Origin of the sequence: Microbacterium sp. JC 701 (assembly GCF_021026215.1) — a bacterium.
GTDB lineage: Bacteria > Actinomycetota > Actinomycetes > Actinomycetales > Microbacteriaceae > Microbacterium > Microbacterium algihabitans.
In genome coordinates, this window is the sequence record NZ_JAJNCV010000002.1 from 525,328 (window position 1) to 546,618 (window position 21,291).

At 70.8% G+C, this 21,291-nt stretch carries 20 protein-coding genes and 2 tRNA genes; 7 read left to right on the forward strand and 15 right to left on the reverse strand.

Annotated elements, in window-relative coordinates:
• Position 1: 1 nt before the first annotated feature.
• Positions 2-1,462, reverse strand: a complete 1,461-nt coding sequence (leuC, locus tag LPW41_RS10455) for a 3-isopropylmalate dehydratase large subunit (RefSeq protein ID WP_230704760.1) — start codon at positions 1,460-1,462, stop codon at positions 2-4.
• Between the two features lie 260 nt (positions 1,463-1,722).
• Between leuC and LPW41_RS10460 the strand changes: the two genes are divergently transcribed.
• Both LPW41_RS10460 and LPW41_RS10465 read left to right on the forward strand, forming a co-directional pair.
• On the forward strand, positions 1,723-3,033 hold the full coding sequence (locus LPW41_RS10460; RefSeq protein ID WP_230704761.1) for an O-acetylhomoserine aminocarboxypropyltransferase/cysteine synthase family protein: 1,311 nt from the start codon (positions 1,723-1,725) through the stop codon (positions 3,031-3,033).
• Entirely contained in the window at positions 3,030-4,343 is a 1,314-nt protein-coding gene (locus tag LPW41_RS10465; protein ID WP_230704762.1) for an LLM class flavin-dependent oxidoreductase, read from the forward strand. Before LPW41_RS10460 ends, LPW41_RS10465 begins: the two co-directional genes overlap by 4 nt.
• 204 nt (positions 4,344-4,547) lie before the next feature.
• Here LPW41_RS10465 and LPW41_RS10470 read toward each other — a convergent pair whose 3' ends face one another.
• Positions 4,548-5,612: a TerC family protein gene (locus LPW41_RS10470; protein WP_144834871.1), complete on the reverse strand. Its 1,065-nt coding sequence runs from the start codon at positions 5,610-5,612 to the stop codon at positions 4,548-4,550.
• 178 nt (positions 5,613-5,790) lie between these two features.
• On the opposite strand from LPW41_RS10470, the gene LPW41_RS10475 reads away from it, so the two are divergent.
• A complete protein-coding gene (locus LPW41_RS10475; RefSeq protein WP_230704763.1) occupies positions 5,791-6,345 on the forward strand; it encodes an RNA polymerase sigma factor in 555 nt (184 codons plus the stop codon).
• Positions 6,342-7,433, forward strand: a complete 1,092-nt coding sequence (locus tag LPW41_RS10480) for a DUF4349 domain-containing protein (RefSeq protein ID WP_230704764.1) — start codon at positions 6,342-6,344, stop codon at positions 7,431-7,433. Before LPW41_RS10475 ends, LPW41_RS10480 begins: the two co-directional genes overlap by 4 nt.
• A gap of 111 nt (positions 7,434-7,544) precedes the next feature.
• Here the strand turns inward: LPW41_RS10480 and LPW41_RS10485 are convergent.
• A tRNA-Glu gene (locus LPW41_RS10485) sits at positions 7,545-7,620 on the reverse strand.
• Positions 7,621-7,806: 186 nt separating this feature from the next.
• Here LPW41_RS10485 and LPW41_RS10490 point away from each other — a divergent pair.
• On the forward strand, positions 7,807-8,445 hold the full coding sequence (locus LPW41_RS10490; protein ID WP_230704765.1) for an MBL fold metallo-hydrolase: 639 nt from the start codon (positions 7,807-7,809) through the stop codon (positions 8,443-8,445).
• Positions 8,446-8,527: 82 nt separating this feature from the next.
• Here the strand turns inward: LPW41_RS10490 and LPW41_RS10495 are convergent, their stop codons facing one another.
• From LPW41_RS10495 to LPW41_RS10525, 7 genes are all read right to left on the reverse strand, one after another.
• Entirely contained in the window at positions 8,528-8,797 is a 270-nt protein-coding gene (locus LPW41_RS10495) for an HPr family phosphocarrier protein (RefSeq protein WP_144834863.1), read from the reverse strand.
• 29 nt (positions 8,798-8,826) lie between these two features.
• Positions 8,827-10,902, reverse strand: coding sequence for a fructose-specific PTS transporter subunit EIIC (locus LPW41_RS10500; protein WP_154096489.1), 2,076 nt, complete (start codon positions 10,900-10,902; stop codon positions 8,827-8,829).
• A gap of 17 nt (positions 10,903-10,919) precedes the next feature.
• Complete coding sequence (locus tag LPW41_RS10505; protein ID WP_154096488.1) at positions 10,920-11,885, reverse strand: 1-phosphofructokinase family hexose kinase; 966 nt, start codon at positions 11,883-11,885, stop codon at positions 10,920-10,922.
• Entirely contained in the window at positions 11,882-12,667 is a 786-nt protein-coding gene (locus tag LPW41_RS10510) for a DeoR/GlpR family DNA-binding transcription regulator (protein ID WP_186325580.1), read from the reverse strand. Before LPW41_RS10510 ends, LPW41_RS10505 begins: the two co-directional genes overlap by 4 nt.
• 126 nt (positions 12,668-12,793) lie before the next feature.
• Entirely contained in the window at positions 12,794-13,969 is a 1,176-nt protein-coding gene (locus LPW41_RS10515; RefSeq protein WP_230704766.1) for an ABC transporter substrate-binding protein, read from the reverse strand.
• 28 nt (positions 13,970-13,997) lie between these two features.
• Complete coding sequence (locus tag LPW41_RS10520; RefSeq protein ID WP_144834857.1) at positions 13,998-14,645, reverse strand: flavin reductase family protein; 648 nt, start codon at positions 14,643-14,645, stop codon at positions 13,998-14,000.
• A complete protein-coding gene (locus LPW41_RS10525) occupies positions 14,638-15,726 on the reverse strand; it encodes a DUF1989 domain-containing protein (protein WP_230704767.1) in 1,089 nt (362 codons plus the stop codon). Before LPW41_RS10525 ends, LPW41_RS10520 begins: the two co-directional genes overlap by 8 nt.
• Before the next feature lie 130 nt (positions 15,727-15,856).
• On the opposite strand from LPW41_RS10525, the gene LPW41_RS10530 reads away from it, so the two are divergent.
• On the forward strand, positions 15,857-16,558 hold the full coding sequence (locus LPW41_RS10530) for a GntR family transcriptional regulator (RefSeq protein ID WP_230704768.1): 702 nt from the start codon (positions 15,857-15,859) through the stop codon (positions 16,556-16,558).
• A 13-nt stretch (positions 16,559-16,571) separates the two neighbouring features.
• Here LPW41_RS10530 and LPW41_RS10535 read toward each other — a convergent pair whose 3' ends face one another.
• The 5 genes from LPW41_RS10535 to LPW41_RS10555 all read right to left on the reverse strand — a co-directional run bounded on the left by LPW41_RS10535 (position 16,572) and on the right by LPW41_RS10555 (position 20,119).
• A complete protein-coding gene (locus LPW41_RS10535) occupies positions 16,572-16,997 on the reverse strand; it encodes a hypothetical protein (RefSeq protein WP_144834851.1) in 426 nt (141 codons plus the stop codon).
• Entirely contained in the window at positions 16,994-17,188 is a 195-nt protein-coding gene (locus LPW41_RS10540; protein WP_186325579.1) for a hypothetical protein, read from the reverse strand. The genes LPW41_RS10535 and LPW41_RS10540 overlap by 4 nt, the downstream gene beginning before the upstream one ends.
• A 133-nt stretch (positions 17,189-17,321) precedes the next feature.
• Positions 17,322-17,393 (reverse strand) — tRNA-Gln (locus tag LPW41_RS10545).
• 238 nt (positions 17,394-17,631) lie between these two features.
• Positions 17,632-19,146 (reverse strand): glutamate--tRNA ligase, encoded by a 1,515-nt coding sequence (gltX, locus tag LPW41_RS10550; protein WP_230704769.1) that lies wholly within the window; start codon positions 19,144-19,146, stop codon positions 17,632-17,634.
• Between the two features lie 10 nt (positions 19,147-19,156).
• On the reverse strand, positions 19,157-20,119 hold the full coding sequence (locus LPW41_RS10555) for a LysR family transcriptional regulator (protein ID WP_230704770.1): 963 nt from the start codon (positions 20,117-20,119) through the stop codon (positions 19,157-19,159).
• An 80-nt stretch (positions 20,120-20,199) separates the two neighbouring features.
• Between LPW41_RS10555 and LPW41_RS10560 the strand changes: the two genes are divergently transcribed.
• Positions 20,200-21,288: an aminotransferase class V-fold PLP-dependent enzyme gene (locus LPW41_RS10560; RefSeq protein WP_144834843.1), complete on the forward strand. Its 1,089-nt coding sequence runs from the start codon at positions 20,200-20,202 to the stop codon at positions 21,286-21,288.
• The last annotated feature ends 3 nt before the right edge of the window (positions 21,289-21,291 follow it).

Consider the following 21,291-nt stretch of genomic DNA (forward strand, 5'->3'; position numbering starts at 1 on the left):
GTCAGGCCTCCGCCCCGGTCGAAACGGTCTCGGTGGGAACGGGGTCCAGATCGGCTGGGCTCGACAGCGTTCCGCGCACGGCCGTCGCCGCGGCGACGAGCGGCGACACGAGGTGCGTGCGGCCGCCCTTGCCCTGGCGTCCTTCGAAGTTGCGGTTCGAGGTCGACGCGCAGCGCTCCCCCGGGGCCAGCTGGTCGGGGTTCATGCCCAGGCACATCGAGCACCCGGCGAAGCGCCACTCGGCGCCGAAGTCGGTGAAGACCTTGTCGAGGCCCTCGGCCTCGGCTTCGAGGCGCACGCGCGCCGATCCCGGCACGACCATGACGCGGACGTTCTCCGCCTTGGTGCGCCCCTCGATGACCGAGGCGAAGGCGCGCAGGTCTTCGATGCGGCTGTTCGTGCAGGAGCCCATGAACACGGCATCCACCGGGATGTCCTTCATGGGGGTGCCGGCCTGCAGGTCCATGTACTCGAGCGCCCGCTCGGCCGCGGCGCGCTCGTTGGCGTCGGCGATGTCGGCCGGGGTGGGGACGACGTCGCTCAGCGAGACGCCCTGACCGGGGTTCGTGCCCCAGGTGACGAAGGGTTCGAGCTCGGCGGCGTCGAGGAACACCTCGGCGTCGTAGACCGCGCCCTCATCGCTTGGCAGTGTGCGCCAGTAGGCGACCGCGTCGTCCCAGTCCTGGCCCTGCGGCGCGTGGGGCTTGTCCTTGACGTAGGCGAAGGTCGTCTCGTCGGGGGCGATCATGCCCGCGCGGGCGCCGGCCTCGATCGACATGTTGCACATCGTCATGCGCCCCTCCATCGAGAGGAAGCGGATCGCGCTGCCGCGGAACTCGAGCACGTAGCCCTGCCCGCCGTTGGCGCCGATCTTGGCGATGATCGCGAGGATGATGTCTTTCGCGGTGACGCCGGGCTTCAGCTCGCCCTCGACGGTGATCGCCATCGTCTTGAAGGGCTTGAGCGGCAGCGTCTGCGTGGCGAGCACGTGCTCGACCTCGCTCGTGCCGATGCCGAACGCCATCGCGCCGAACGCACCGTGGGTCGAGGTGTGCGAGTCGCCGCACACGACGGTGATGCCCGGCATGGTGAGGCCGAGCTGCGGGCCGACCACGTGGACGATGCCCTGCTCCTTGTCGCCCAGCGAGTGGATGCGGACGCCGAACTCGTCGGCGTTGCGGCGCAGCGTGTCGATCTGCGTGCGGCTGGTGAGGTCGACGATCGGCTTGTCGATGTCGAGCGTCGGGGTGTTGTGGTCTTCGGTCGCGATCGTCAGATCGAGCCGCCGCACGGGGCGCCCCTCGGCGCGCAGGCCGTCGAAGGCCTGGGGGCTGGTGACCTCGTGCACGAGGTGCAGGTCGATGTAGATGAGGTCGGGCTGACCGTTCTCGCCCTTGACGACGAGGTGGTCGTCCCAGACCTTCTCGGCCAGGGTGCGAGGGTTCTCGGGAATCGTGCTCATGTCTTGCGTTTCTCCTCGGAAGGGGGTGTGAGGCCCGCGACGAACTCCGCGACGAGAGAGGCCTAGGACAAGGTCTCGTCGCGGCCGCTAAGGAGGAGGCGAGCGATCCGCACGTCGTCACGATACCACCGGCATCCGACACCCCTGCCGTCACGAAGAGGCACCGGATGCCGCGCCGGCGGTGTCACAGAGCGACGCACGTTTCGTCGCCCGGCGCCCGCGCGTGCGAATCTGGGCCGACCCGAAGGAAGGAGTGCGCCATGGCCGCAGGCGCCGACACCGGTTTCTCCACTCGCCAGGTCCACGCAGGATCGGCGACCGCGCAGGCGAGCCCGCGCGCGACGCCGATCTACCTCACGGCGGGTTTCACGTTCAGCGACCTCGACGAGTCGGCCGCGCACTTCGGCGAGGGCACGGGCTTCGGATACAGCCGCACCGGCAACCCCACCGTGCACGCCGTCGAGGAGCGCCTCGCCTCGCTCGAGGGCGGCGACCAGGCCGTGCTCGTGTCGAGCGGTCAGGCGGCGGTCACCGTCGCGCTCCTCGCCCTCGCGGGAGCCGGCGACCACGTCGTCGTGTCGGAGCACATCTACGAGGGCACCCGCGGTCTCCTGCTCGACAACCTCGCGCGCCTGGGGGTCGAGACGACCTTCGTCGACACCGATGACCTCGATGCCTGGCGCGCCGCGATCACGCCCCGCACGCGGGCCCTCTTCGCCGAGACGCTCTCGAACGCCCGCAACGACGTGCTCGACGTGGCCGCGGTGGCCGCGATCGGCGCCGAGCACGGCATCCCGCTCGTCGTCGACAGCACGTTCACCACTCCGTACCTGCTCCGCCCGATCGAGCACGGGGCCGCCGTCGTCGTGCACTCGGCGAGCAAGTTCCTCGCCGGTCAAGGCGCCGTGCTCGGCGGGGTCATCGTCGACGACGGTCGCTTCGACGCCGCGGCATCCGGTCACCGCTTCCCCCACCTCGTGCAGACCGACCGCCTGGGCGGCGCCAGCTACGCCGAGAAGTACGGCGCCCGCGCGCGCGGACAGTACATCCGCGAGAGCGTGGCACCGCGGTTCGGGCCCTCGCCCTCGCCGCTGAACGCCTTCCTCATCGGCCAGGGCATCGAGACGCTGAGCCTGCGCGTCGAACGGCAGTCGCAGAACGCCCTCGCCGTCGCCCGCTGGCTCGGACAGCGCCCCGAGGTGGAGCGCGTCGACTACATCGGTCTCGACTCGCACCCCCACCACGACCTCGGTGAGCGGTATCTCACGCGCGGCTTCGGCTCGGTCTTCACCGTTACCCTGCGCGGCGGGCTCGAGGCCGCGCGACACGTCGTGCAGTCGGTCGAGGTCATCACGCACATGACCCACCTCGGCGACGTGCGCTCGCTCGTGCTGCACCCGCAGAGCACCTCGCACGCCGCCCGCACCGTCGAGGAGCGCGAGCGCGCGGGGGTCTTCCCCGGCACGATCCGCCTGTCGATCGGCATCGAAGACATCGACGATCTGCTCGCCGACCTCGACCAGGCGCTCGTCGGCGTCCCCGTCCTCGAGCGCGAGACGGTCGTGCTGTGAGCCGGCTGCAGCACTTCGGCTGGTTTCTCGCGCGCGGCTTCGGCCCGCACGGGTGGGGCCACCCCTCCCTGCGCTGGAACCACCGCTGGACCGAGCCCGGCCTCTACCAGGACTCCGCCCGCACGCTCGAGCAGGCCGGTTTCGACCTGCTGATCATCGAAGACGCGCCCTCTCTCGGCAGCGCCGACACGATCGACCTGCGCGTGCGGCACGCCTTCGGCGGGCCCAAGCACGACCCGCTGCTGCTCGCGCCCTATCTGTTCGCGGCGACGCGGCACCTGGGCGTGGTGCCGACGGTCAATCCGGCCGCGTACCTGCCGTACACCGCCGCCCGGCAGTTCGCGACGCTCCAGCACCTGAGCGGCCACCGTCTCGGCCTGAACGTGGTCACCGACACCGGCAGCGCGCGACACTTCTCCCCCGCGCCGCAGCTCGGGCACGACGCGGCCTACGACCGTGCCGAAGAGTGGCTCGACGGCATCCGGAAGCTCTGGAACAGCTGGGGTGAGGGCGCTCTGGTCGCCGATGAGGAGACGGGTGTCTACGCCGACGGCACGAAGCTCGAGGCGGTGCAGCACCGAGGCGAGCACTTCGGCTTCGACGGGCCGCTCAACGCCGTCCCCTTCACCGACGGCGCGCCGGCGATCGTCTCCCCCGGCGGATCGGGCCGTGGCCTGTCGTTCGCGGGGCACAACTCCGACGTGCAGCTCGCGCTCGCGCCCCTCGACGAGCAGAGCATCCGCGCGTATCGCGGTCGCATCCACGCGGCCGCCGAAGCAGCGGGGCGCACGGCGTCCGACATCAAGATCCTCTTCGCGATCCAGCCCGTGCTCGTCTCGTCGCCGGAGGAAGCCGATCGTCTGGTCGCGGCATCCGCCGATCCGACCGACGAGGCGCTGGTCGCCATCGCGCGCAAGCAGTCCAGCGATCTCGAGACCGATCTCACCGGGCTCGACCTCGACAAGCCGCTCGACCGCTCGATCTTCGGCGAGCACGTGTCGGAGGGCAGCATCCGCCGCCTCGTCGGAAAACACGACGACGACGCTCCCCTGCGCACGATCCTCGCCGCGCACGCGCGCCTGGGCCGGTTGAACGACGGCTCCGGCTTCGTGGGGACCGCCGACGAGTTCGCCGACCGCATCGAGGAGCTCGGCGACTGGGGCAACGACGGCGTGCTGCTGTGGGGCGACCTGCACCCGGTCACCGTGCACCGTGTGCTCGACGACCTCGTGCCGATCCTGCGCCGGCGCGGCATCCTCCGCGAGGAGTACGTCGACGGCGGCCTGCAGGCGAATCTGCGCGCGTTCTAGCGGGTCGGATGCCGTGACCCCAGGTGGCTGAGCCTGTCGAAGCCACCGGAACCCGCCGGCCCCGCCCCAGGTGGCTGAGCCCGTCGAAGCCACCGGACCCCGCGGGCCCTCACCCCGGTGGCTGAGCCTGTCGAAGCCACCGGACCCTGCTGGGCCCGGACCCTTCGACAAGCTCAGGGTCCTCGACGACCAGCCCTCAGGCGCTCAGTCGCGCTCGGGCTGCTCCACGGTCGCGGGGGTGCCCTTCTCGTCTGCGACCTCCGCCGCTGCCTCGTGACGGTCGTTCGCCGACGACTCCTTGCGCGACGATGCGAGGCTCGCGAGGGTCGCGACCGCCATCGACAGCACGATCACCGCGAGCGAGACCCACGTCGAGATCTCGGGCGCCCACTCGATGGGCTCCCCGCCGTTGAGGAACGACAGCTCGTTGACGTGCATCGCGTGCAGGATCAGCTTCACGCCGATGAACGCGAGGATGAACGCGATGCCGTAGTGCAGGTACTTCAGGCGGTCGAGCAGGTCGCCCAGCAGGAAGTACAGCTGGCGCAGACCCATCAGCGCGAAGAGGTTCGCGGTGAAGACGATGAACGGGCTCTGCGTGATGCCGAAGATCGCGGGGATCGAGTCGATCGCGAACAGCAGATCGGTCACGCCGATCGCGACGAACACGATGATCATGGGCGTGAAGACCTTCTTGCCCTTGATGCGCGTGATGACCTTCTTGCCGTCGTACTCGTCGCTCATCGGCAGCACGCGACGCAGCGTCCGCACGATGAGGTTCTCTTTCTGCGAGTCGTCGTCGTGGTCGTCGCCGGGGAACGCCTGGCGGATCGCGGTGTAGATGAGGAAGGCGCCGAAGAGGTAGAAGATCGGGCTGAAGTTCTCAATGATCGTCGCGCCGACCAGGATGAACGCGCCACGCAGGATGAGCGCGATGATGATGCCGACCATCAGCACCTCCTGCTGGTACCGGCGCGGCACCGAGAACTGGCCCATGATCAGCACGAAAACGAACAGGTTGTCGATCGACAGGCTGTACTCGGTGAGCCAGCCCGCGACGAACTGACCCGCGACCTCTCCCCCGGCGACGATCCACAGCACCCCGGCGAAGATCAGCGCGAGCGTGACGTAGAAGACGACCCACAGCGTCGACTCCTTCGGCGCCGGGATGTGCGGGCGCTTGAGGATGATGAGCAGGTCGGCGATGAGGATGACGACCAGCACCACCAGCGTGATCGTCTGGAAGAGCGGGTCGAGCTGCAGCTCCATCGCGGGGCCTTTCGTCGGGGGAAACGCTCGAGTTTATCCGGTGCTCCACGTCGGCCACCGCCTTATGCAAGTAGTGCTCATAACGTGCGTACATCCGTGAGACGATCCGCTCGGACCGGACACTTCTGTAGTGAGAGAGTGCTCGCAGAGCCTCGGCCCGATCGGGAAGTGGATGCCGATGACCGACGACGTGATCGACGACGGGGCGCTCGTCGCGCGCGCCGCGGCCGGCTCCGAGGCGGCCTTCCGCACGCTGTACCGCGCGTACGTGCGGCCGGTGTACTGGGTCGCGTTCGGGCTGCTCGGCGTGACGGCCGATGCCGAGGACGTCGCGCAGGAGACCTTCGTCGTCGCGTGGCGGAAGATCCCGTCGCTGCGTCTCGAGGGCGCCTCGCTCCTGCCGTGGCTCGTGACGGTGTGCCGGCTGCAGGCGCAGAACAAGCTGCGGGCTCGACGCCGCCACGGTTCGCACGCGGCGCTCGACGACGAGATCCCCTCGGCCGTCGACGTCGAGGCGCAGGTCGTGCAGGCGCAGACGGTCGCCGCGATCCTCGCCGCCGTGGACCGTCTGAGCGAGCTGGATCGCGAGATCTTCCGCCTGTGCGCCGCCGAGGGTTACGGCTACGAGGCGGCCGCCGCGTCGCTCGGCGTCTCGCACGGCACGGTGCGCAATCGCCTCTCCCGCATCCGTTCCCGGGTGCGCGCCACCGCGATGGAGACCGAGACCCCATGACCACCCCGACCCTTCCCCCTCTGTCCCACGACCGCGTGGAGGCCATCGAAGCCGCCGTGTTCGGTCGCATCGCCGATGAGCGCGACCGGCGGCGTCGGCGACGCCGCGGCGTCTGGACCGGTGTCGCCGCGGCCGCGGCCGTCGTCGTGGTCGCCGCGATCGTCGGGCCCTCGCTCGGCGTCACGCAGGGCACCGGCGCTTCAAGCACCGCGATCGAGGCCGGAAGCGCCCCGGAGTCCGGATCGCGCGATCAGTCCGCGGGCGGTTCGGTCGCCGACACCGCGCCGGTCGCCCCGGGTCCGGATGCCGGCACCTCGGGTTCTGCCGGTGCGAGCTCGACGGAACAGGGGTCCGCGGCATCCGGAACCGCCACCGCGGGGCGCGACATCGTGGCCACCGGATCGAGCACCGTCGAGGTCGACGACGTCGCCGCGGCGATCGCCGCCATCAGCGCGACGGCGACCGGAGTCGGAGGCTACGTCGAGTCGTCGCAGGTCGGCGGTGGGCAGGTGCTCGTACCCATCGACGGCGCCGCGTCGACGACGCCGACCACGGACTCGGGCTGGATCACCGTGCGCGTGCCCGCCGACACCCTGACGCAGGTGATGGAGGGCCTCGGCTCCGTCGGCGACGTCACGGCGACGAGCGTGACACGCTCCGACGTGACCGAGCAGAGCGTCGACCTGCGCGCCCGCGTCGCCGCCGGCGAAGCCTCGGTCGCCCGTCTCACCGAACTGCTCGCTCAGGCCGCGTCGGTGTCCGACCTCGTCACCGCCGAGTCCGCGCTCGCCGATCGGCAGGCGCAGCTCGACAGCGACCGCCAGGTGCTGCAGAGCATCGAGTCGCAGGTCGCCCTGTCGTCGCTCAGCGTTCAGCTGAACGCGCGCACGGCCACGGTCACCGCGGATCCCGCGGGCTTCGGCGACGGCCTGGTCGCCGGGTGGAACGGCCTCGTCGCGACCCTCAACGGACTCGTGATCGGCCTCGGATTCCTCCTGCCCTGGATCGTCGTCGCCGGCGCGGCCTGGGCGATCGTGTGGGGCGTGCGGCGCGCGATCCGGCGTCGCCGCGCGGCGCGCGAGGGCTGAGCGGCGGGCGACGGCGGTGGGGCCCAATCCGCGCACGCGGCTCCTCGTCCGGCCACCGTCGCCGACAACGACGAAGAGCCCCGACCATCCGGTCGAGGCTCTTCGTCGTGTTGGTGACCCCAGCGGGATTCGAACCCGCGTTACCGCCGTGAGAGGGCGGCGTACTAGGCCGCTATACGATGGGGCCGCGTCGCAACCGTTCAAGTATGCATCACGATTGACGCGCACGCAAAATCGGGGCCGAGCCACCGAATTCCCGGGCGTGTCCGGCCACCGTACCGCGCCAGCACGCGCGACGGAAGAGGCATTAGACGCTGTTCACCCGCTGCGCCAGCGCTTGCCGTGCCCCCGCCGCCGGGAGTTGACTCGACTCATGCGTCTCACCAAGCACGAACACGCCGCTCTCGTCGTCTCTGAAGCCGGACACAGCCTGGTCATCGATCCGGGCAGCTTCACCTCGCCGCTCGACGACCTCGACGGGCTCGTCGGCATCGTCATCACGCACGAGCACGCCGACCACTGGACCCCTGAGCACCTCACACGTCTGCAGAAGGCCCACCCCGGCGTGCCGGTCTTCGGTCCGGAGGGCGTGCGCGAGGCCGCCGCCGGCTTCGACGTGTCGGTGGTGAACCCCGGCGACACGCTGGACCTGGGTCCGTTCCACTTGGAGTTCTTCGGCGGGAAGCACGAGGTCATCCACTCGTCGATCCCGGTGGTCGACAACGTCGGCGTCCTCGTCAACGAGTCCCTCTACTACCCCGGTGACTCGTACGCCGTTCCCAAGCACAAGAAGGTCGCGCTGCTCGCAGCCCCCGTCGGAGCCCCGTGGCTGAAGATCGGAGACGCCATCGACTACGTGCTCGACGTCAAGCCCGAGCGCGTGTTCGCCACGCACGACATGACTCTGTCGGTCGCGGGCAAGCAGATGGGCGATGCACGCCTCACCTGGGCCGTCGAGCAGCACGGCGGGTCGTTCGTCGACCTCAAGCCGGGCGACTCGACGGAGATCTGACGGGCCTCCGTCCCGACACACGAGAACACCGGATGCCGCGAGCCCTGGGGCCCGCGGCATCCGGTGTTCTGATGCGAGGTGCTTACTGCGCGTCGAGATCCGTTTCGAGCAGAGCGACGAGCTCGTCGAGCGCCTGCTCGGCACCCTCGCCCTCGGCCTTGAGCGTCACGACCGTGCCGTGACCGGCGCCCAGACCCATGAGCGAGAGGATGCTGCCGGCGTTGAGGTCGGCTCCGCCGTCGGCCGAGATGGTGACGGGCACCTTCTTCTCCTGCACGGCCTGCACGAAGAGCTTCGCGGGGCGGGCGTGGAGTCCGGAGCTGCTGGCGATGGTTGCCTGACGTTCTGCCATGGTGAATCCTTCCGATTCGACGGGGGTGTTTACGCGGCGACCGTGGCTGCGGGCGCAGCCTCGGTGACGGCGGCGTCCTTGGTGCTGCGGCCGATGCCCTTGAGAGCGACGACGATGAGCGCCGTCACGACGGTACCCGCGATGATCGCCAGCGGGAAACCCCACACGGGGTTGATCGCGAAGAGCACGAAGAAGCCGCCGTGCGGGGCGTACGACTGCACACCGATGAGCATGCTCAGACCACCGGTGATCGCACCGCCGACCATCGACGCGGGGATGACGCGCAGCGGGTCGGCCGCGGCGAACGGGATCGCGCCCTCGGAGATGAACGAGGCGCCGAGCAGCCACGCGGCCGCGCCGTTCTCGCGCTCGACGGGGGTGAACTTGCCCCGGGCGAGGATCGTCGAGGCCAGCGCCATCGCGAGCGGGGGCACCATGCCGGCGGCCATGACCGCGGCCATGATGAGGTACGGCGCGGTGTTGGTCTGCGTGGCCGCGGCGAGGCCGGTCGTGGCGAAGACGTAGGCGACCTTGTTGACCGGTCCGCCGAGGTCGAAGCACATCATCAGGCCGAGGATCACGCCCAGCAGGATGGCGCCGGCACCGCTCGCGGCGAGCGAGGTGAGGCCGTCGGTCAGCGCCGTCATGAGGGCGGCGATCGGACGACCGAGGAAGAGGATCATCAGACCCGACGCGAAGATCGACCCGAGGAACGGCACGATCACGACGGGCATCAGGCCGCGCAGCCACCGCGGCGCGTCGAAGCGTCCGAGCCACCAGGCGATGAAACCGGCCAGCAGACCGCCGATGATGCCGCCGATGAAGCCGGCGTTCATGAGCACGGCCACGGCACCGGCGACGAAGCCGGGCGCGATGCCCGGGCGGTCGGCGATCGCATAGGCGATGAACCCGGCGAGCACGGCGACCAGGAAGCCCATGGAGGTGGCGCCGATCATGAACGCGACGGAGCCGAGGTACTGCCCCAGCGGGCCGAACGACGAGGTCAGGTTCTCGGTGGGCAGGTCCCACAGCGAGTTCTGGATGATGATGTTGGCCGCGTTCTCGGTGACCTTGTAGCCGCCGAGCAGGAAGCCGAGGGCGATCAGCAGACCGCCACCGGCGACGAACGGGATCATGTAGCTGACACCGGTGAGCAGCCAGCGCTGGATGCGGCGACCCACCGACTGCTGCGCGACGGGGACCTCCGAGGCGGATGCCGCGGCGCCGGCGCCCGGCACGCGAGCGGCGTTCGGGTTCTCGCTGGCGGCGAGGGCCTCGGCGATGAGCTGCTTCGGCTGCTCGATGCCGCGCTTGACGCCCGCGCGGACGACGGGCTTGCCCGCGAAGCGCTGCGGCTCGCGCACGTCGACGTCGACCGCGAAGATCACGGCGTCGGCGTCGTCGATCACGCTCTGCGGAAGGGCCTTGTAGCCGCTGGAGCCCTGCGGTTCGACGATCAGCTCGACGCCCTCCGCCTCGGCGCCGGCGGCGGTGAGCGCGTCGGCGGCCATGAAGGTGTGGGCGATGCCGGTGGCGCACGCGGTGACCGCGACGATCTTCTTCGTCGTGGTGGTCGTGGCGCCGCGCGACTCGGCGCGGGTCGCGGCGGGTGCGGGTGCGGCTGCGGGCGCGGCGGCTGCGGCGGGCGCGGCGGCCGGGGTGATGGCATCCGTGATGATCTTCACGGCGTCGGTGGGCGTCTGCGCCGCGCGCAGGCCCGACATGAAGTCGTTGTTCATCAGGCTGCGGGCGAGCTGCGACAGCACAGAGAGGTGCGCCTCGTCGGCACCGGCGGGCGCGGCGATGAGGAACACGATGTCGGCCGGGCCGTCGGGGGCGCCGAAGTCGACGCCGGGCGTCAGGCGGGCGAAGGCGAGGGTGGGCTCGGTGACCGAGGCGCTGCGCGCGTGCGGGATGCCGATGCCGCCGGGCAGGCCCGTCTCGTCTTTCTGCTCGCGGGCCCACGCGTCGTCGAAGAGCTCTTGCGCGCTGGTCGCGCGGCCCTGCGCGACGACGCGCTCGGCGAGGGCACGGATCACCGACTGCTTGTCGGCGCCCAGGGGCGCGTCGAGGCTGACGAGCTCCGGAGTGATGATGTCGGACATTGTCGTGACCTCCGTGGTCAGGATGTGGCGGTGGGGGTGGAGAAAACGGAAACGGCGATCGGGCCCGCGGGCAGATCGGCCGGGGTCGGGGGCTGCGTGCCCGGCAGGGTCGCAGCGGCGGCGCCGTAGGCGATGCTGCGGGCGAGGCGGTCGGGGGCGGAGGCCCCCTCGAGGTCGGCGAGCAGGTAGCCGGCCAGCGAGCTGTCGCCCGCGCCGACCGTGCTCGCGACCTGGATCTTGGGGGCGTATCCGCGCCAGGCTCCCTCGGCCGTGAAGAGCAGCGCTCCGTCGGCGCCGAGGGTGACGAGGGCGGATGCCACGTGCTCGGGCACGAGCTGGTGCGCGCGGCGGGTCGCTTCGGCGATCACGTCGAGGTCCCCCGCGGCGTCTTCGCCGACCAGTTCGGCGAGCTCCTCGTGGTTGGGCTTGATGAGGTCGGGCCGCGCGGTGGCGACGACTTCGGCGAGGGCTGCGCCGGAGGCGTCGACGGCGATGCGGGGGGCGTCGGCTGCCCAGCGTTCGCGGACGGCCGCGACGAGGTCGGCGTAGAACGACGCCGGGACACCCGGCGGGAGCGACCCCGCGAGCACGAGCCAGGTCGCGCCCTCGGCCGCGGCCACGACACCGTCGGTCACGGCCTGCGCCTCGGCCGGCGAGAGCTCGGCGCCCGGCAGGTTCAGCTTGGTGGTCTCGCCCGCCGGGTCGGTGATGGTGAGGTTGGCCCGGGCGCGACCGGCGACGTCGACGAGGTCGAGGGCGATGCCGGTGTCTTCGAGCAGCACCCGGTAGGGATCGTGCGCGCCCACGGGGACGACGGCGCGGGCGGGGGCGCCGGCGGCGGCGACGACGCGCGCCACGTTGACGCCCTTGCCGCCGGCGTCTTCGCGCGACGACAGCGCGCGCTGCACCTCACCGGGCGCGAGGGCGTCGGAGAGCACGACGGCGCGGTCGGCCGAGGGGTTGGCGGTCAGTGTGACGATCATGCGATGCGCACCTCGATGTCGGCGTCGGCGAGGGCCTCGGCGAGCGGAGCGGGCGGGGCCGCGTCGGTGACGAGCACGTCGAGCTCGTCGAGGCGCGCGAAGCGCACGAGCAGCTCCTCGCCGAACTTGGCGGCGTCGGCCACGAGCACGATGCGTCGCGCCGACTGGATGATGGCGGCCTTGACCGCGGCCTCTTCGGGGTCGGGCGTGCTGAGGCCGAACCCGGCGCTCAGTCCGTTGGTCCCCACGAACGCGATGTCGGGGCGCAGCTCGCCGATCGCGCGAACGGTGTGCGCGCCGACGGCGGCGCCGGTGACCCCGCGAACGCGCCCGCCGATGGTGGTGAGCGACAGGCGCTCCTCCCCGGCGAGCAGGTGCGCGGCCTCGAGCGAGTGCGTAACGATCTCGACGTCGTCGATTCCCGCCCCGAGGGCCTCCGGCAGCAGGCCGGCGACGGCGGCGGGGGTGGTTCCGGCGTCGATGAAGATCGAGCCGCGGAAGTCGGGGGTGAGCAGCGAGGCGGCGGCGGCCGCGATCGCGCGCTTGGCGTCGCGGTGACGCTCGCGGCGCTCGGTCAGGGGCGATTCCGCGGTGCTCCCCCGTGCGACGTCGACGGCGCCGCCGTGCACGCGGCGGAGGGTTCCGAGACCCTCGAGACGGTCGAGATCACGACGCACGGTCTCGGTCGTGACGTCGAAGCGACGGGCGAGGTCGACGACGCTGACACGTCCGACGTCGCGCAGTTCGCGCTCGATGAGCTGCTGGCGCTCCATTGCGTACACGGGGTTCTCCTTCGAGGATTCCCACACGATACAACACGAAACAACACAGAGCAACAGAAAAGCGAATCCGCAGACGACGGCGGGGCCGCGGCGTCATGCGCCCCGGCCCCGCAGTCGTTGCGCTCGTCAGGGCAGCGAGATCCCGGCATCCAGGAACTCGTTCGTCGCCAGGTCTTCGGGCGTCAGACCCTGCTCCACCTCGACGCCCCTTTCGGCGAGGATCGGCGAGACGATCTGCTGCACCTTCGCCACCCGGTCTGCGTCGAACGACCCGAAGACGCCGTCGGCCCCGTTCGCGACCAGGTCGAGCTCCCGCTGCTGTGTGGTGGAGTTCTCGGCCTCGGCCGCGGGGTACACCCACCCGTTGTCGTAGGCCTCGACCGCGCGCACGAGCAGATCGTTGGCCGCGGCGGGATCCGCGAAGTAGTCCACGCTCGCCTGCTGCACGACGGGCACGAGCTTCTCGAGACAGTCTTTCTTCGCCGTCACGTCCTCCGTCCGCACCGACAGCGCCACCGCGTAGATCGGGTACCCCGTGTCGGCGACCAGCTGGTACGACAGGGGGCGACCCCACTCGGCGATCGCGTTCTCGTACACCCACGGCTCGACGGTCGCGAAGCCCTGCTGCGCATCCTTTCCGTCGGCCGCGACGAAGCCGGCGGGCGTGCCGTCGTACGAGCCGTCGAGCTGGTCGGCGCGGAGCTGTCCCGACCCGACCAGGTAGTCCATGTACGTCGTGCCGTCGAAGTAGCGGACGGTCGTCGAGGTGCGGCCGATGTCGGCGATCGTGCGCACGTCGGGGTAGGTCTGCGGGTCCCACATGATCGCCCACGGCGCCTTCTCGAACGTCGACATGACGGCCGTCGTCGGCAGGGCGTCCGAGGCGGAGATCGCGTCGTCGGTGTTGACCCACCCGAGCAGGATGTCGGGGTCGGTGTACATCTGCGAGGGCACACCCTGGAATCCGATCGCGGGGCCGCCGGCGCGGATCTCGACGTTCACGCCGGTCCACTCGCCCTTCGACATCAGCGGGCCCGACACGCTCTTGCGTGAGGCGTCGATCTCGGCATCCGCTCCGAGCAGGTTGAAGAGCCCGCCCTGTTCGGCCTGGGGGTTCCAGTCGGTCTGGATGACGACCGTCGAGGGGCAGACGCTCGAGAGGTCGACGGAGCCGATCTCGGCGCCCGACGACGGCGGGGCAGCGGGGCCGGCCGCGCTTCCCGCGCCCGCACAGGCGCTGAGGGCGAAGGCGGCGACGGCGAGGGTGGCGACGGCGGCGGGGCCGCGGCGATACGGGGACATGGGTGCTCCTTGCGGGTTCGGGTGGTGCTCAGAGGGTGTCGAGGGAGGTGGATGCCGGCTGGCCGGCGAGGGTGAAACGGTCGATCGTCGTCGTGTAGAAGCTCGCGCCGAACCGCCCGATCGGGGCGTAGTCGGCGAGGCGCACGCGCATGAGCTCGCGGTCGATGAGCCCGGACCGCGTGCGCAGTCGCCGGATCCGGCCGAAGAAGATCTCGCGGCTGGGGATCTCGAGCCGCTGCCAGAGTTCGCACTCCAGGGCGACGGGGGCGGCGGCGATGACCGGCGGGCGCACCGTCTGCGCGGGCACCGTGTCGACGCCGACGAGGGCGAGTTCGTCGACGTGGGACGGATGCCGAGTGCTCGTGGCATCCATCTGCTCAGCGAGCGGACGGTCGACCAGGTGCACGACGAACTCCCCCGTCGCGTCGATGTTGGCCGCCGTGTCCTTGCGACCACCGTCGGCGGGGCGGTCGATGCTCACCATCAGCAGGGGCGGGTCCTCCCCCACCATCGCGAACATCGAGAAGGGCGCGGCGTTGACCACCCCGTCGGCGTCGACCGTCGTGATCCACGCGATGGGACGCGGGACGATGAGACCGGCGAGCAGTTTGTAGCGCTCATAGGGCGGCAGGGTGTCGAAGTCGTCGACCTCGTGCGGGGTGGTGGGCTCAGGCATGGCTGGCCACCCACCAGCTGATCAGCAGGTCGCGCAGGGCCGCCTCGTCGTCGTCGCCGTACAGGTCACGGCGCGCGTGTGCATCGAGGAGCGCTGCCCCCGTCTCGTCGAGCGATACTTCGACCCGCTCGGTGGTGACGGGCGTGCGCGCGAACGTCGGCGAGTACTCGGGGTCGCGTCGCAGCGATCGCTCGGTACGGATGAGGGGCTGCGTGAACGCGGCGGGCGTGCGCTGGGAGCGGTGCGCGCGCAACCCCGGGACCGCGGCGAGGTCGGCCTCCGCGGCATCCATCACCGTGACATCGAGTGGGCGCAGCGCGTAGTTGCTCGTGCGGAAGATGTCGTTGCCGCAGACGTTCGGCACGGCCAGCACGTCCATGAGCGCGATCAGCTCGACGAACGCGTCGGCCGGGGTGTGCTGGTGCACGACCTCACAGGAGCCGTCGGGGTTCACCCGCGTTCCCATGAACAGGTTGAACGAGTCGTGCACGTCGTCGGGGGTCAGCCCGTATTCGCGCTGCGCCTCTGCCTGCATGTCGGCGCAGTTCGTGTGCTCGTCGAAGCCGAACATCGACTCGTACATCGCGGCGCTGCACCGCGGGAACAGGGTGTCGTTGAGCCCGGCGTCGTCGGTGAGCAGGTACATCATCGCCCGCTCGCGCGGCGGGGCCGACCACAGGAACGATCCCTGGTCCGGATGGATGCCGTGCAGGGTGCGCGTGCGGCCGACGTGCATCGCCTCGCGGTAGTCGTGCAGGTTGAAGACGTTCAGGTCGGCGCACTGGTCGCCCGACACCTGCGACACCCGCAGAATCTGGCCGGCCCGCACCTCGAACGCCTTACCGGTGCCGGGCTCGAGGCGGTGTTCTTCCCGCACGACGCGCTGGGTCGACGGTGTGAAGGCGACGTCGTCGCGCCACGTCCACTCCGTGGGCTGCACGCCCGGGAGGGGGCGGCGACGGATCCCGGATGCCGTTTCGGTGAGAGCCGTGCGTGCGAGGTCGTCGAGATCGAGTGCTTCGCCGGCGGAGAGGGAGCGGTCGAAGAGTTCGCGCTGCTGAGCGGTGAGGGTGACGTACACGTGGCGTCCTTTCTGTATACAGGTGCATTCCTATCTCGTATACAGACTGCGCGGGTTTCACCCATGCGTCCAACAGGTTTCGGCCCTCTGGAACCGTGAGAGAGGGTCTCTCTCCGTATACAGTCGAGCCATGCCACGATCGACGCCCGCAGACGACCCCCGCCCGTCGGAGCGCGCGGAACGCGCGTACGAGGCTCTGCGTGCCGCGATCATCGAGGGAGCGCTCACGCCCGGCACGAAGCTCGGCGAAGAAGCCCTCGCCGCGCACTACGGCGTGAGCCGCACGCTCGTGCGGACGGTCCTGCAACGCCTCGTCGGAGACGGCGTGGTCGACTCACCTCCGGGTCGATCGGCCGCCGTCGCCCGACCGACCATCGACGAGGCGCGCGACGCGTTCACCGTGCGGGCCGCCCTCGAGCGCGAGGGCGTGCGCCTGGTCGCCGAACGCCGAGACCCGGCCGCCCTCGCACGGCTGCGCACTCACGTGCGGGCGGAGCGCGAGGCCTGGGAGTCCCGGCGCCCGACCGTGTCGGCGCGGCTCGGCGGCGAGTTCCACCTGCTGATCGCGCGCGAGAGCGAGAACACCCTGCTCGTGCGCTACATGTCGGAAGTCGTGTCGCGGACGGCCCTGATCCTGTCGATCTACGGACGCGACATCGACCAAGAGGTCTCGATCGCCGAGCACGAGCAGCTGCTCGAGATGCTGGAGGCGGGCGACGCCGACGCCGCGTGCGCCCTGGTCGAGCATCACCTCGCCGACGTACAGCGCAAGAGCCTCGGGCGAGAGACGGACTCCGGCGAGGAGCTGCTCGCGGTGCTCTCCCGCTACTGAGCCCGCCCCCGCGCTACGGCGCGACGACCGAGATGCGGAACGACTCCGTCTTCCCGTCGGGTCCGGTGAGGGTCGCGGCCGTGGTCCCGAGGGCGCGGGCGGTGAAGCCGGGACGGAAGACCGCTCCTTCCGAGGGGCCTCCGCCCGAGAACTCGGCAATCGAGACGTCGTCGGTGGTCCCCGTCCACTCCGCCTCCGTGCCGTCGGGCACGGCCAGCACGAGAGAGGTCGCGATGACGACGGAGACGTCCGTACCGTCGAGATCGCCGGGAGTGACCACCGAAGGGGCCAGGGCCTGATCAGCGGATGCCGCGGGGCTCGGCACCACGGCGGTCGGGGTCACGGCATCCGGAGTCTCCTGCGTGCACCCCGCGAGGAGAGCCACGACGGCCGCGGACACCAGGATCAGGCTCGCGTGCGTGACGGTGCGACGGATCACGACGGATCGCCGCCGAGCGGGATCTCGATCGAGGTCACGGGAGCGTCGACCAGGCCCAGCAGACCGCCGGGCGACGCCTCGGGCTGCTCGTCGTCGGGCAACATCTCGGCTCGCGTCTTCGGGCGGGCGGGCTCGCCGGGCAGGCCGGCCCACTCGCCGGGTTCTTCCGGTCGCTGTACGAACAGTCCCATGCCGACATTGTGCCCCTGTCTCCGTCGACGACCATGACCGACCGGCAGCGTCATAGCGGGTTCACGGCTGAGCGCCGTCGGCGGATACGCGAAAGGCCCGGGATCTCTGCGATCACCGGGCCTTTTCGTGAAGCTGGGGTACCTGGACTCGAACCAAGAACAACGGAACCAGAAACCGCCGTGTTGCCAATTACACCATACCCCAATGGCTTCGAGCCGTAACTCGTGCCGAGGATCAAGCTTACGTGACGCGGAGCGATGCACCAAACCGGGGCCCCGCCCCGCGCGTCCCGGGCGCGTCCTGGGCGGCGCGTCGCCCGGACGCCACTATCGCAGAATCGCGCGCGGATCCCCGATTCGCGTCGCAATTCCCGCGTTCCGCTCCCCTGCGCCGGAACGCGCGATCCCCGCGACCGGAGAGTCGCGGGGATCGTCGGAGCGTCTCAGCCCAGGTGCGTCACGAGGGCGCCGAGGCGGCGGAGCGTCTCGGTCTTGCCGAGCAGTTCCATCGACTCGAACAGCGGCGGCGAGATGCGGCGACCGGTCAGGGCGACGCGCGGCGGACCGTACGCGACGCGGGGCTTCAGGCCGAGCTCCTCCACGAGGGCTTTCGACAGGGCCTCCTGCACGGCTGCAGCGGTGAACTCGCCGTCGGGCACGAGCTCGAGAGCGCCGACGGATGCCACGAGCACCTCACCCGCGTTGGCGGGGAGCCCCTTCATCGCGTCGTCGGCGTAGTCGACCTCCGACACGAAGAGGAACCCGAGCATGCCGGGGACCTCGCCCAGCAGCTGCACGCGCTCCTGCACGAGCGGCGCCGCCTGAGCGATGATCGCGCGGTGCTCCTCGCTGGGCTGCTCCGCGATGAAGCCCGCCCCCGCGAGGTAGGGCACGATGCGGGCGGCGAAGTCATCGGCAATCAGCATGCGGATGTGGTCGCCGTTGATGGCCTCGGCCTTCTTCTGGTCGAAGCGCGCCGGGTTGGGGTTCACATCGGCGATGTCGAAGGCGGCGATCATCTCGTCGAGCGAGAACACGTCGCGGTCGCTCGCGAGCGACCAGCCGAGCAGCGAGAGGTAGTTGAGCAGACCCTCGTGGATGAAGCCCTTCTCGCGCTGCAAGAAGAGGTCGGCCTGCGGGTCGCGCTTGGAGAGCTTCTTGTTGCCGGTCTCGCCCAGCACGAGCGGCATGTGGCCGAAGCGCGGCAGGAAGTCGGTGACCCCGGCGTCGAGCAGCGCCCGGTACAGCGCGAGCTGACGAGCGGTGGAGGGCATGAGGTCTTCGCCGCGGATGACGTGGGTAATGCCCATGAGCGCGTCGTCGACGGGGTTCACGAAGGTGTACAGCGGGATGCCGCCGGCACGAACGATCACGAAGTCGGGGAACGACCCGGCCGGGAAAGTGACCTCGCCGCGGATGAGGTCGACGAAGGTGAGGTCTTCGTCGGGCACGCGCACGCGCCACGCGGGCTCGCGCCCCTCGGCGCGGAAGGCGGCCTTCTGCTCGTCGGTGAGGTCGCGGTCGAAGTTGTCGTAGCCGAGCTGCTTCGCCCGGCCGTTCGCCTCGTTGCGCGCGTCGATCTCTTCGGCGGTCGAGTAGCTCTCGTACACGGCACCCGCGGCGATGAGCTTGTCGAGCACCTCGCGGTAGATCTCGTGGCGCTGCGACTGGCGGTAGGGGGCGTGCGGGCCTCCGACCTCGACACCCTCGTCCCAGTCGATGTTCATCCACCGCAGCGCCTCGAGGAGCTGCTGGTAGCTCTCCTCGCTGTCGCGCGCGGCGTCGGTGTCTTCGATGCGGAAGACGAGCTTGCCGCCGTTGTGCCGGGCGTAGGCCCAGTTGAACAGGACGGTGCGGATGAGACCGACGTGCGGCAGCCCCGTGGGTGAGGGGCAGAACCGAACGCGAACGTCGGCGCCGGTGGCGGTCGTGGTGCGGGGATCGGGCGTGGCAGACATCCCCTCGATCCTACCGGCGGGCGGTACCCATGCCCGTGGAGTCGAGATGGCGGGCCAGCACCTCGCCGACGACCTCGAGAGCCGCCCCCACCGCGGGCACGTGCTCAGCGCCGCGAGCAGTGACGACGTGGAGCGTTCGGGCCTCCGCACTCGGCAGGCGCGGCGCCGCGATGCCCGAGAGCATCGGCAGCGAGACGACGGCCATGCGCGGAAGGATCGCCATGCCCACCCCCTGTGCGACGAGGTTCTCCACGGCGATGAAGTTGTCGGTCTCGAACGCGATGTCGGGCGTGAATCCGGCACGACCGCACGCCTCGAGCAGGTGCCCGCGGCACTGGGGACACCCGGCGATCCACCGCTCCCCCGCCAGCTGCGACAGATCGATCGGGTCGTGAGCGGCCGCGGGGTGCCCCGTGGGGACGACCACGACCGTGTCGTCGTCGCCGATGACCCGGGACGAGAGACCGGATGCCGCGGACTCGAGGTGTTCGCGTCGATCCCCGGGGTAGCTGTAGGTGAGGGCGATGTCGGCGCGGTCTTCGCGCACGGCGGCGATCGCCTCGGGCGGCTCCGCCTCGACGAAGCTGATCGAGACACCCGGGCGACGCGCGGTGACCGCCGCGATCACGCGGGGCACGACGATCGACGACGCGGAAGGGAACGCGGCGATGCGCACGCGTCCCGCGCGCAGTCCCCGTAGTTCGGCGAGGTCGCCGGCGGCGGCGTCGAGGGCGGTGGTGACCGTCGCCGCGTGTCGGGCGAGCACCTGGCCGGCCTCCGTGAGACGAACGCCCCGGCCCACGCGCTCGACGATGGGCAGACCGGCGCGGCGCTCGAGACGGCGCAGCTGCTGGCTGACGGCGGGTTGGCTGTACCCGAGGGCGCGCGCGGCGGCCGTGATCGAGCCGGTGTCGGCGATCGCCTTGACGACCCTCAGTCCGTGGGCGTCGAGCGGGTCGTCGATGTCGGCCATGCGGATACATAAGCAGACTGCATGGGTCCCATGCAACACCTGCTCTAGTGCAATGTCAGGCGCGACGGGATCCTGGATCCATGAGCAGCCTCGCCTCGCACTTCGCTGGCGGCCGCGACTACCTCGCAGCCTGCACCCTCGGTCTGCCGACGCGCGCCACGGTGTCGGCCGTGCGCGCCGACCTCGAGTCCGCGGCATCCGGTCGCCCCGACGTCGTCGGTGCCTCGCTCGCCGTCGAAGACGCCCGGGCCGCGTACGCCCGCCTGGTCTGCACCCCCGTGCGAGACGTCGCGATCGGCTCGCAGACTTCGGTGCTGGTCTCGCTGATCGCCGCCTCGGTGCCCGACGGCGCCGAGGTGCTGTGCGCCGAGGGCGACTTCGCCTCGCTCGTCGCGCCCTTCGCCCACGCGGGCCGCGGAGTGCGTCTGCGCACGGCTCCCCTCGACCGACTGGCCGACGCCGTCTCGCCCGACACGTGGCTCGTGGCGTTCTCGCTCGTGCAGTCGGCGACGGGAGAGGTTGCAGATGCCGCGGGCATCGCCGCCGCTGCCGCCCGTGCCGGCGCGCGCACCCTCTGCGACCTCACGCAGGCGGCCGGCTGGCTCCCCGTCGACGCGACCATGTTCGACGCGACCGTCTGCCACGCCTACAAGTGGTTGTGCTGCCCGCGCGGAGTGGCGTTCCTCACCCTCTCCCCCGCGTTCGCGAGCGAGATCCGCCCCGTGCAGGCCGGCTGGTACTCCGGCGACGACCCGTGGTCGTCGTGCTACGGAACGGGGGACGTGCTGGCTCCCGATGCCCGCCGCTTCGACGTCTCGCCCGCGTGGCAGGCGTTCGTGGGCGCGGCGCCCGCGCTGGCGCTGTTCGCCGATGCCGACATCACTGCCGCGTACGTGCACACGACGGGTCTGGCGGCGCGCTTCCGTGACGGCCTGGGGCTCGCGCAGCCCGAGCGCCCGTCGGCGATCGTCACGTGGCCGGATGCCACCGGCGAGGCGCTCGCGCAGCTGACGGCGCACGGCATCACGGCGTCGGGGCGCGCGGGCCGTGCTCGCGTGGCGTTCCACGTCTTCAACGACGAGCTCGACGTCGACCGCGCCCTGCACGCCCTCGGCGTGCGCGGGGCCTCAGACCTGTCGGCCTTCGACGGCCTGGTCTACGCGATCTGAGCC

Bases quoted from the DNA above. Each gene is read 5' to 3' on its own strand.
- gltX (WP_230704769.1), bottom strand. From the start codon at position 19,146: ATGTCTGCCACGCCCGATCCCCGCACCACGACCGCCACCGGCGCCGAC.
- LPW41_RS10500 (WP_154096489.1), bottom strand. From the start codon at position 10,902: ATGTCCGACATCATCACTCCGGAGCTCGTCAGCCTCGACGCGCCCCTG.
- LPW41_RS10505 (WP_154096488.1), bottom strand. From the start codon at position 11,885: ATGATCGTCACACTGACCGCCAACCCCTCGGCCGACCGCGCCGTCGTG.
- LPW41_RS10520 (WP_144834857.1), bottom strand. From the start codon at position 14,645: ATGCCTGAGCCCACCACCCCGCACGAGGTCGACGACTTCGACACCCTG.
- LPW41_RS10475 (WP_230704763.1), top strand. From the start codon at position 5,791: ATGACCGACGACGTGATCGACGACGGGGCGCTCGTCGCGCGCGCCGCG.
- LPW41_RS10495 (WP_144834863.1), bottom strand. From the start codon at position 8,797: ATGGCAGAACGTCAGGCAACCATCGCCAGCAGCTCCGGACTCCACGCC.
- LPW41_RS10480 (WP_230704764.1), top strand. From the start codon at position 6,342: ATGACCACCCCGACCCTTCCCCCTCTGTCCCACGACCGCGTGGAGGCC.
- LPW41_RS10515 (WP_230704766.1), bottom strand. From the start codon at position 13,969: ATGTCCCCGTATCGCCGCGGCCCCGCCGCCGTCGCCACCCTCGCCGTC.
- LPW41_RS10460 (WP_230704761.1), top strand. From the start codon at position 1,723: ATGGCCGCAGGCGCCGACACCGGTTTCTCCACTCGCCAGGTCCACGCA.
- LPW41_RS10555 (WP_230704770.1), bottom strand. From the start codon at position 20,119: ATGGCCGACATCGACGACCCGCTCGACGCCCACGGACTGAGGGTCGTC.
- LPW41_RS10530 (WP_230704768.1), top strand. From the start codon at position 15,857: ATGCCACGATCGACGCCCGCAGACGACCCCCGCCCGTCGGAGCGCGCG.
- LPW41_RS10470 (WP_144834871.1), bottom strand. From the start codon at position 5,612: ATGGAGCTGCAGCTCGACCCGCTCTTCCAGACGATCACGCTGGTGGTG.
- leuC (WP_230704760.1), bottom strand. From the start codon at position 1,462: ATGAGCACGATTCCCGAGAACCCTCGCACCCTGGCCGAGAAGGTCTGG.
- LPW41_RS10560 (WP_144834843.1), top strand. From the start codon at position 20,200: ATGAGCAGCCTCGCCTCGCACTTCGCTGGCGGCCGCGACTACCTCGCA.
- LPW41_RS10540 (WP_186325579.1), bottom strand. From the start codon at position 17,188: ATGGGACTGTTCGTACAGCGACCGGAAGAACCCGGCGAGTGGGCCGGC.
- LPW41_RS10490 (WP_230704765.1), top strand. From the start codon at position 7,807: ATGCGTCTCACCAAGCACGAACACGCCGCTCTCGTCGTCTCTGAAGCC.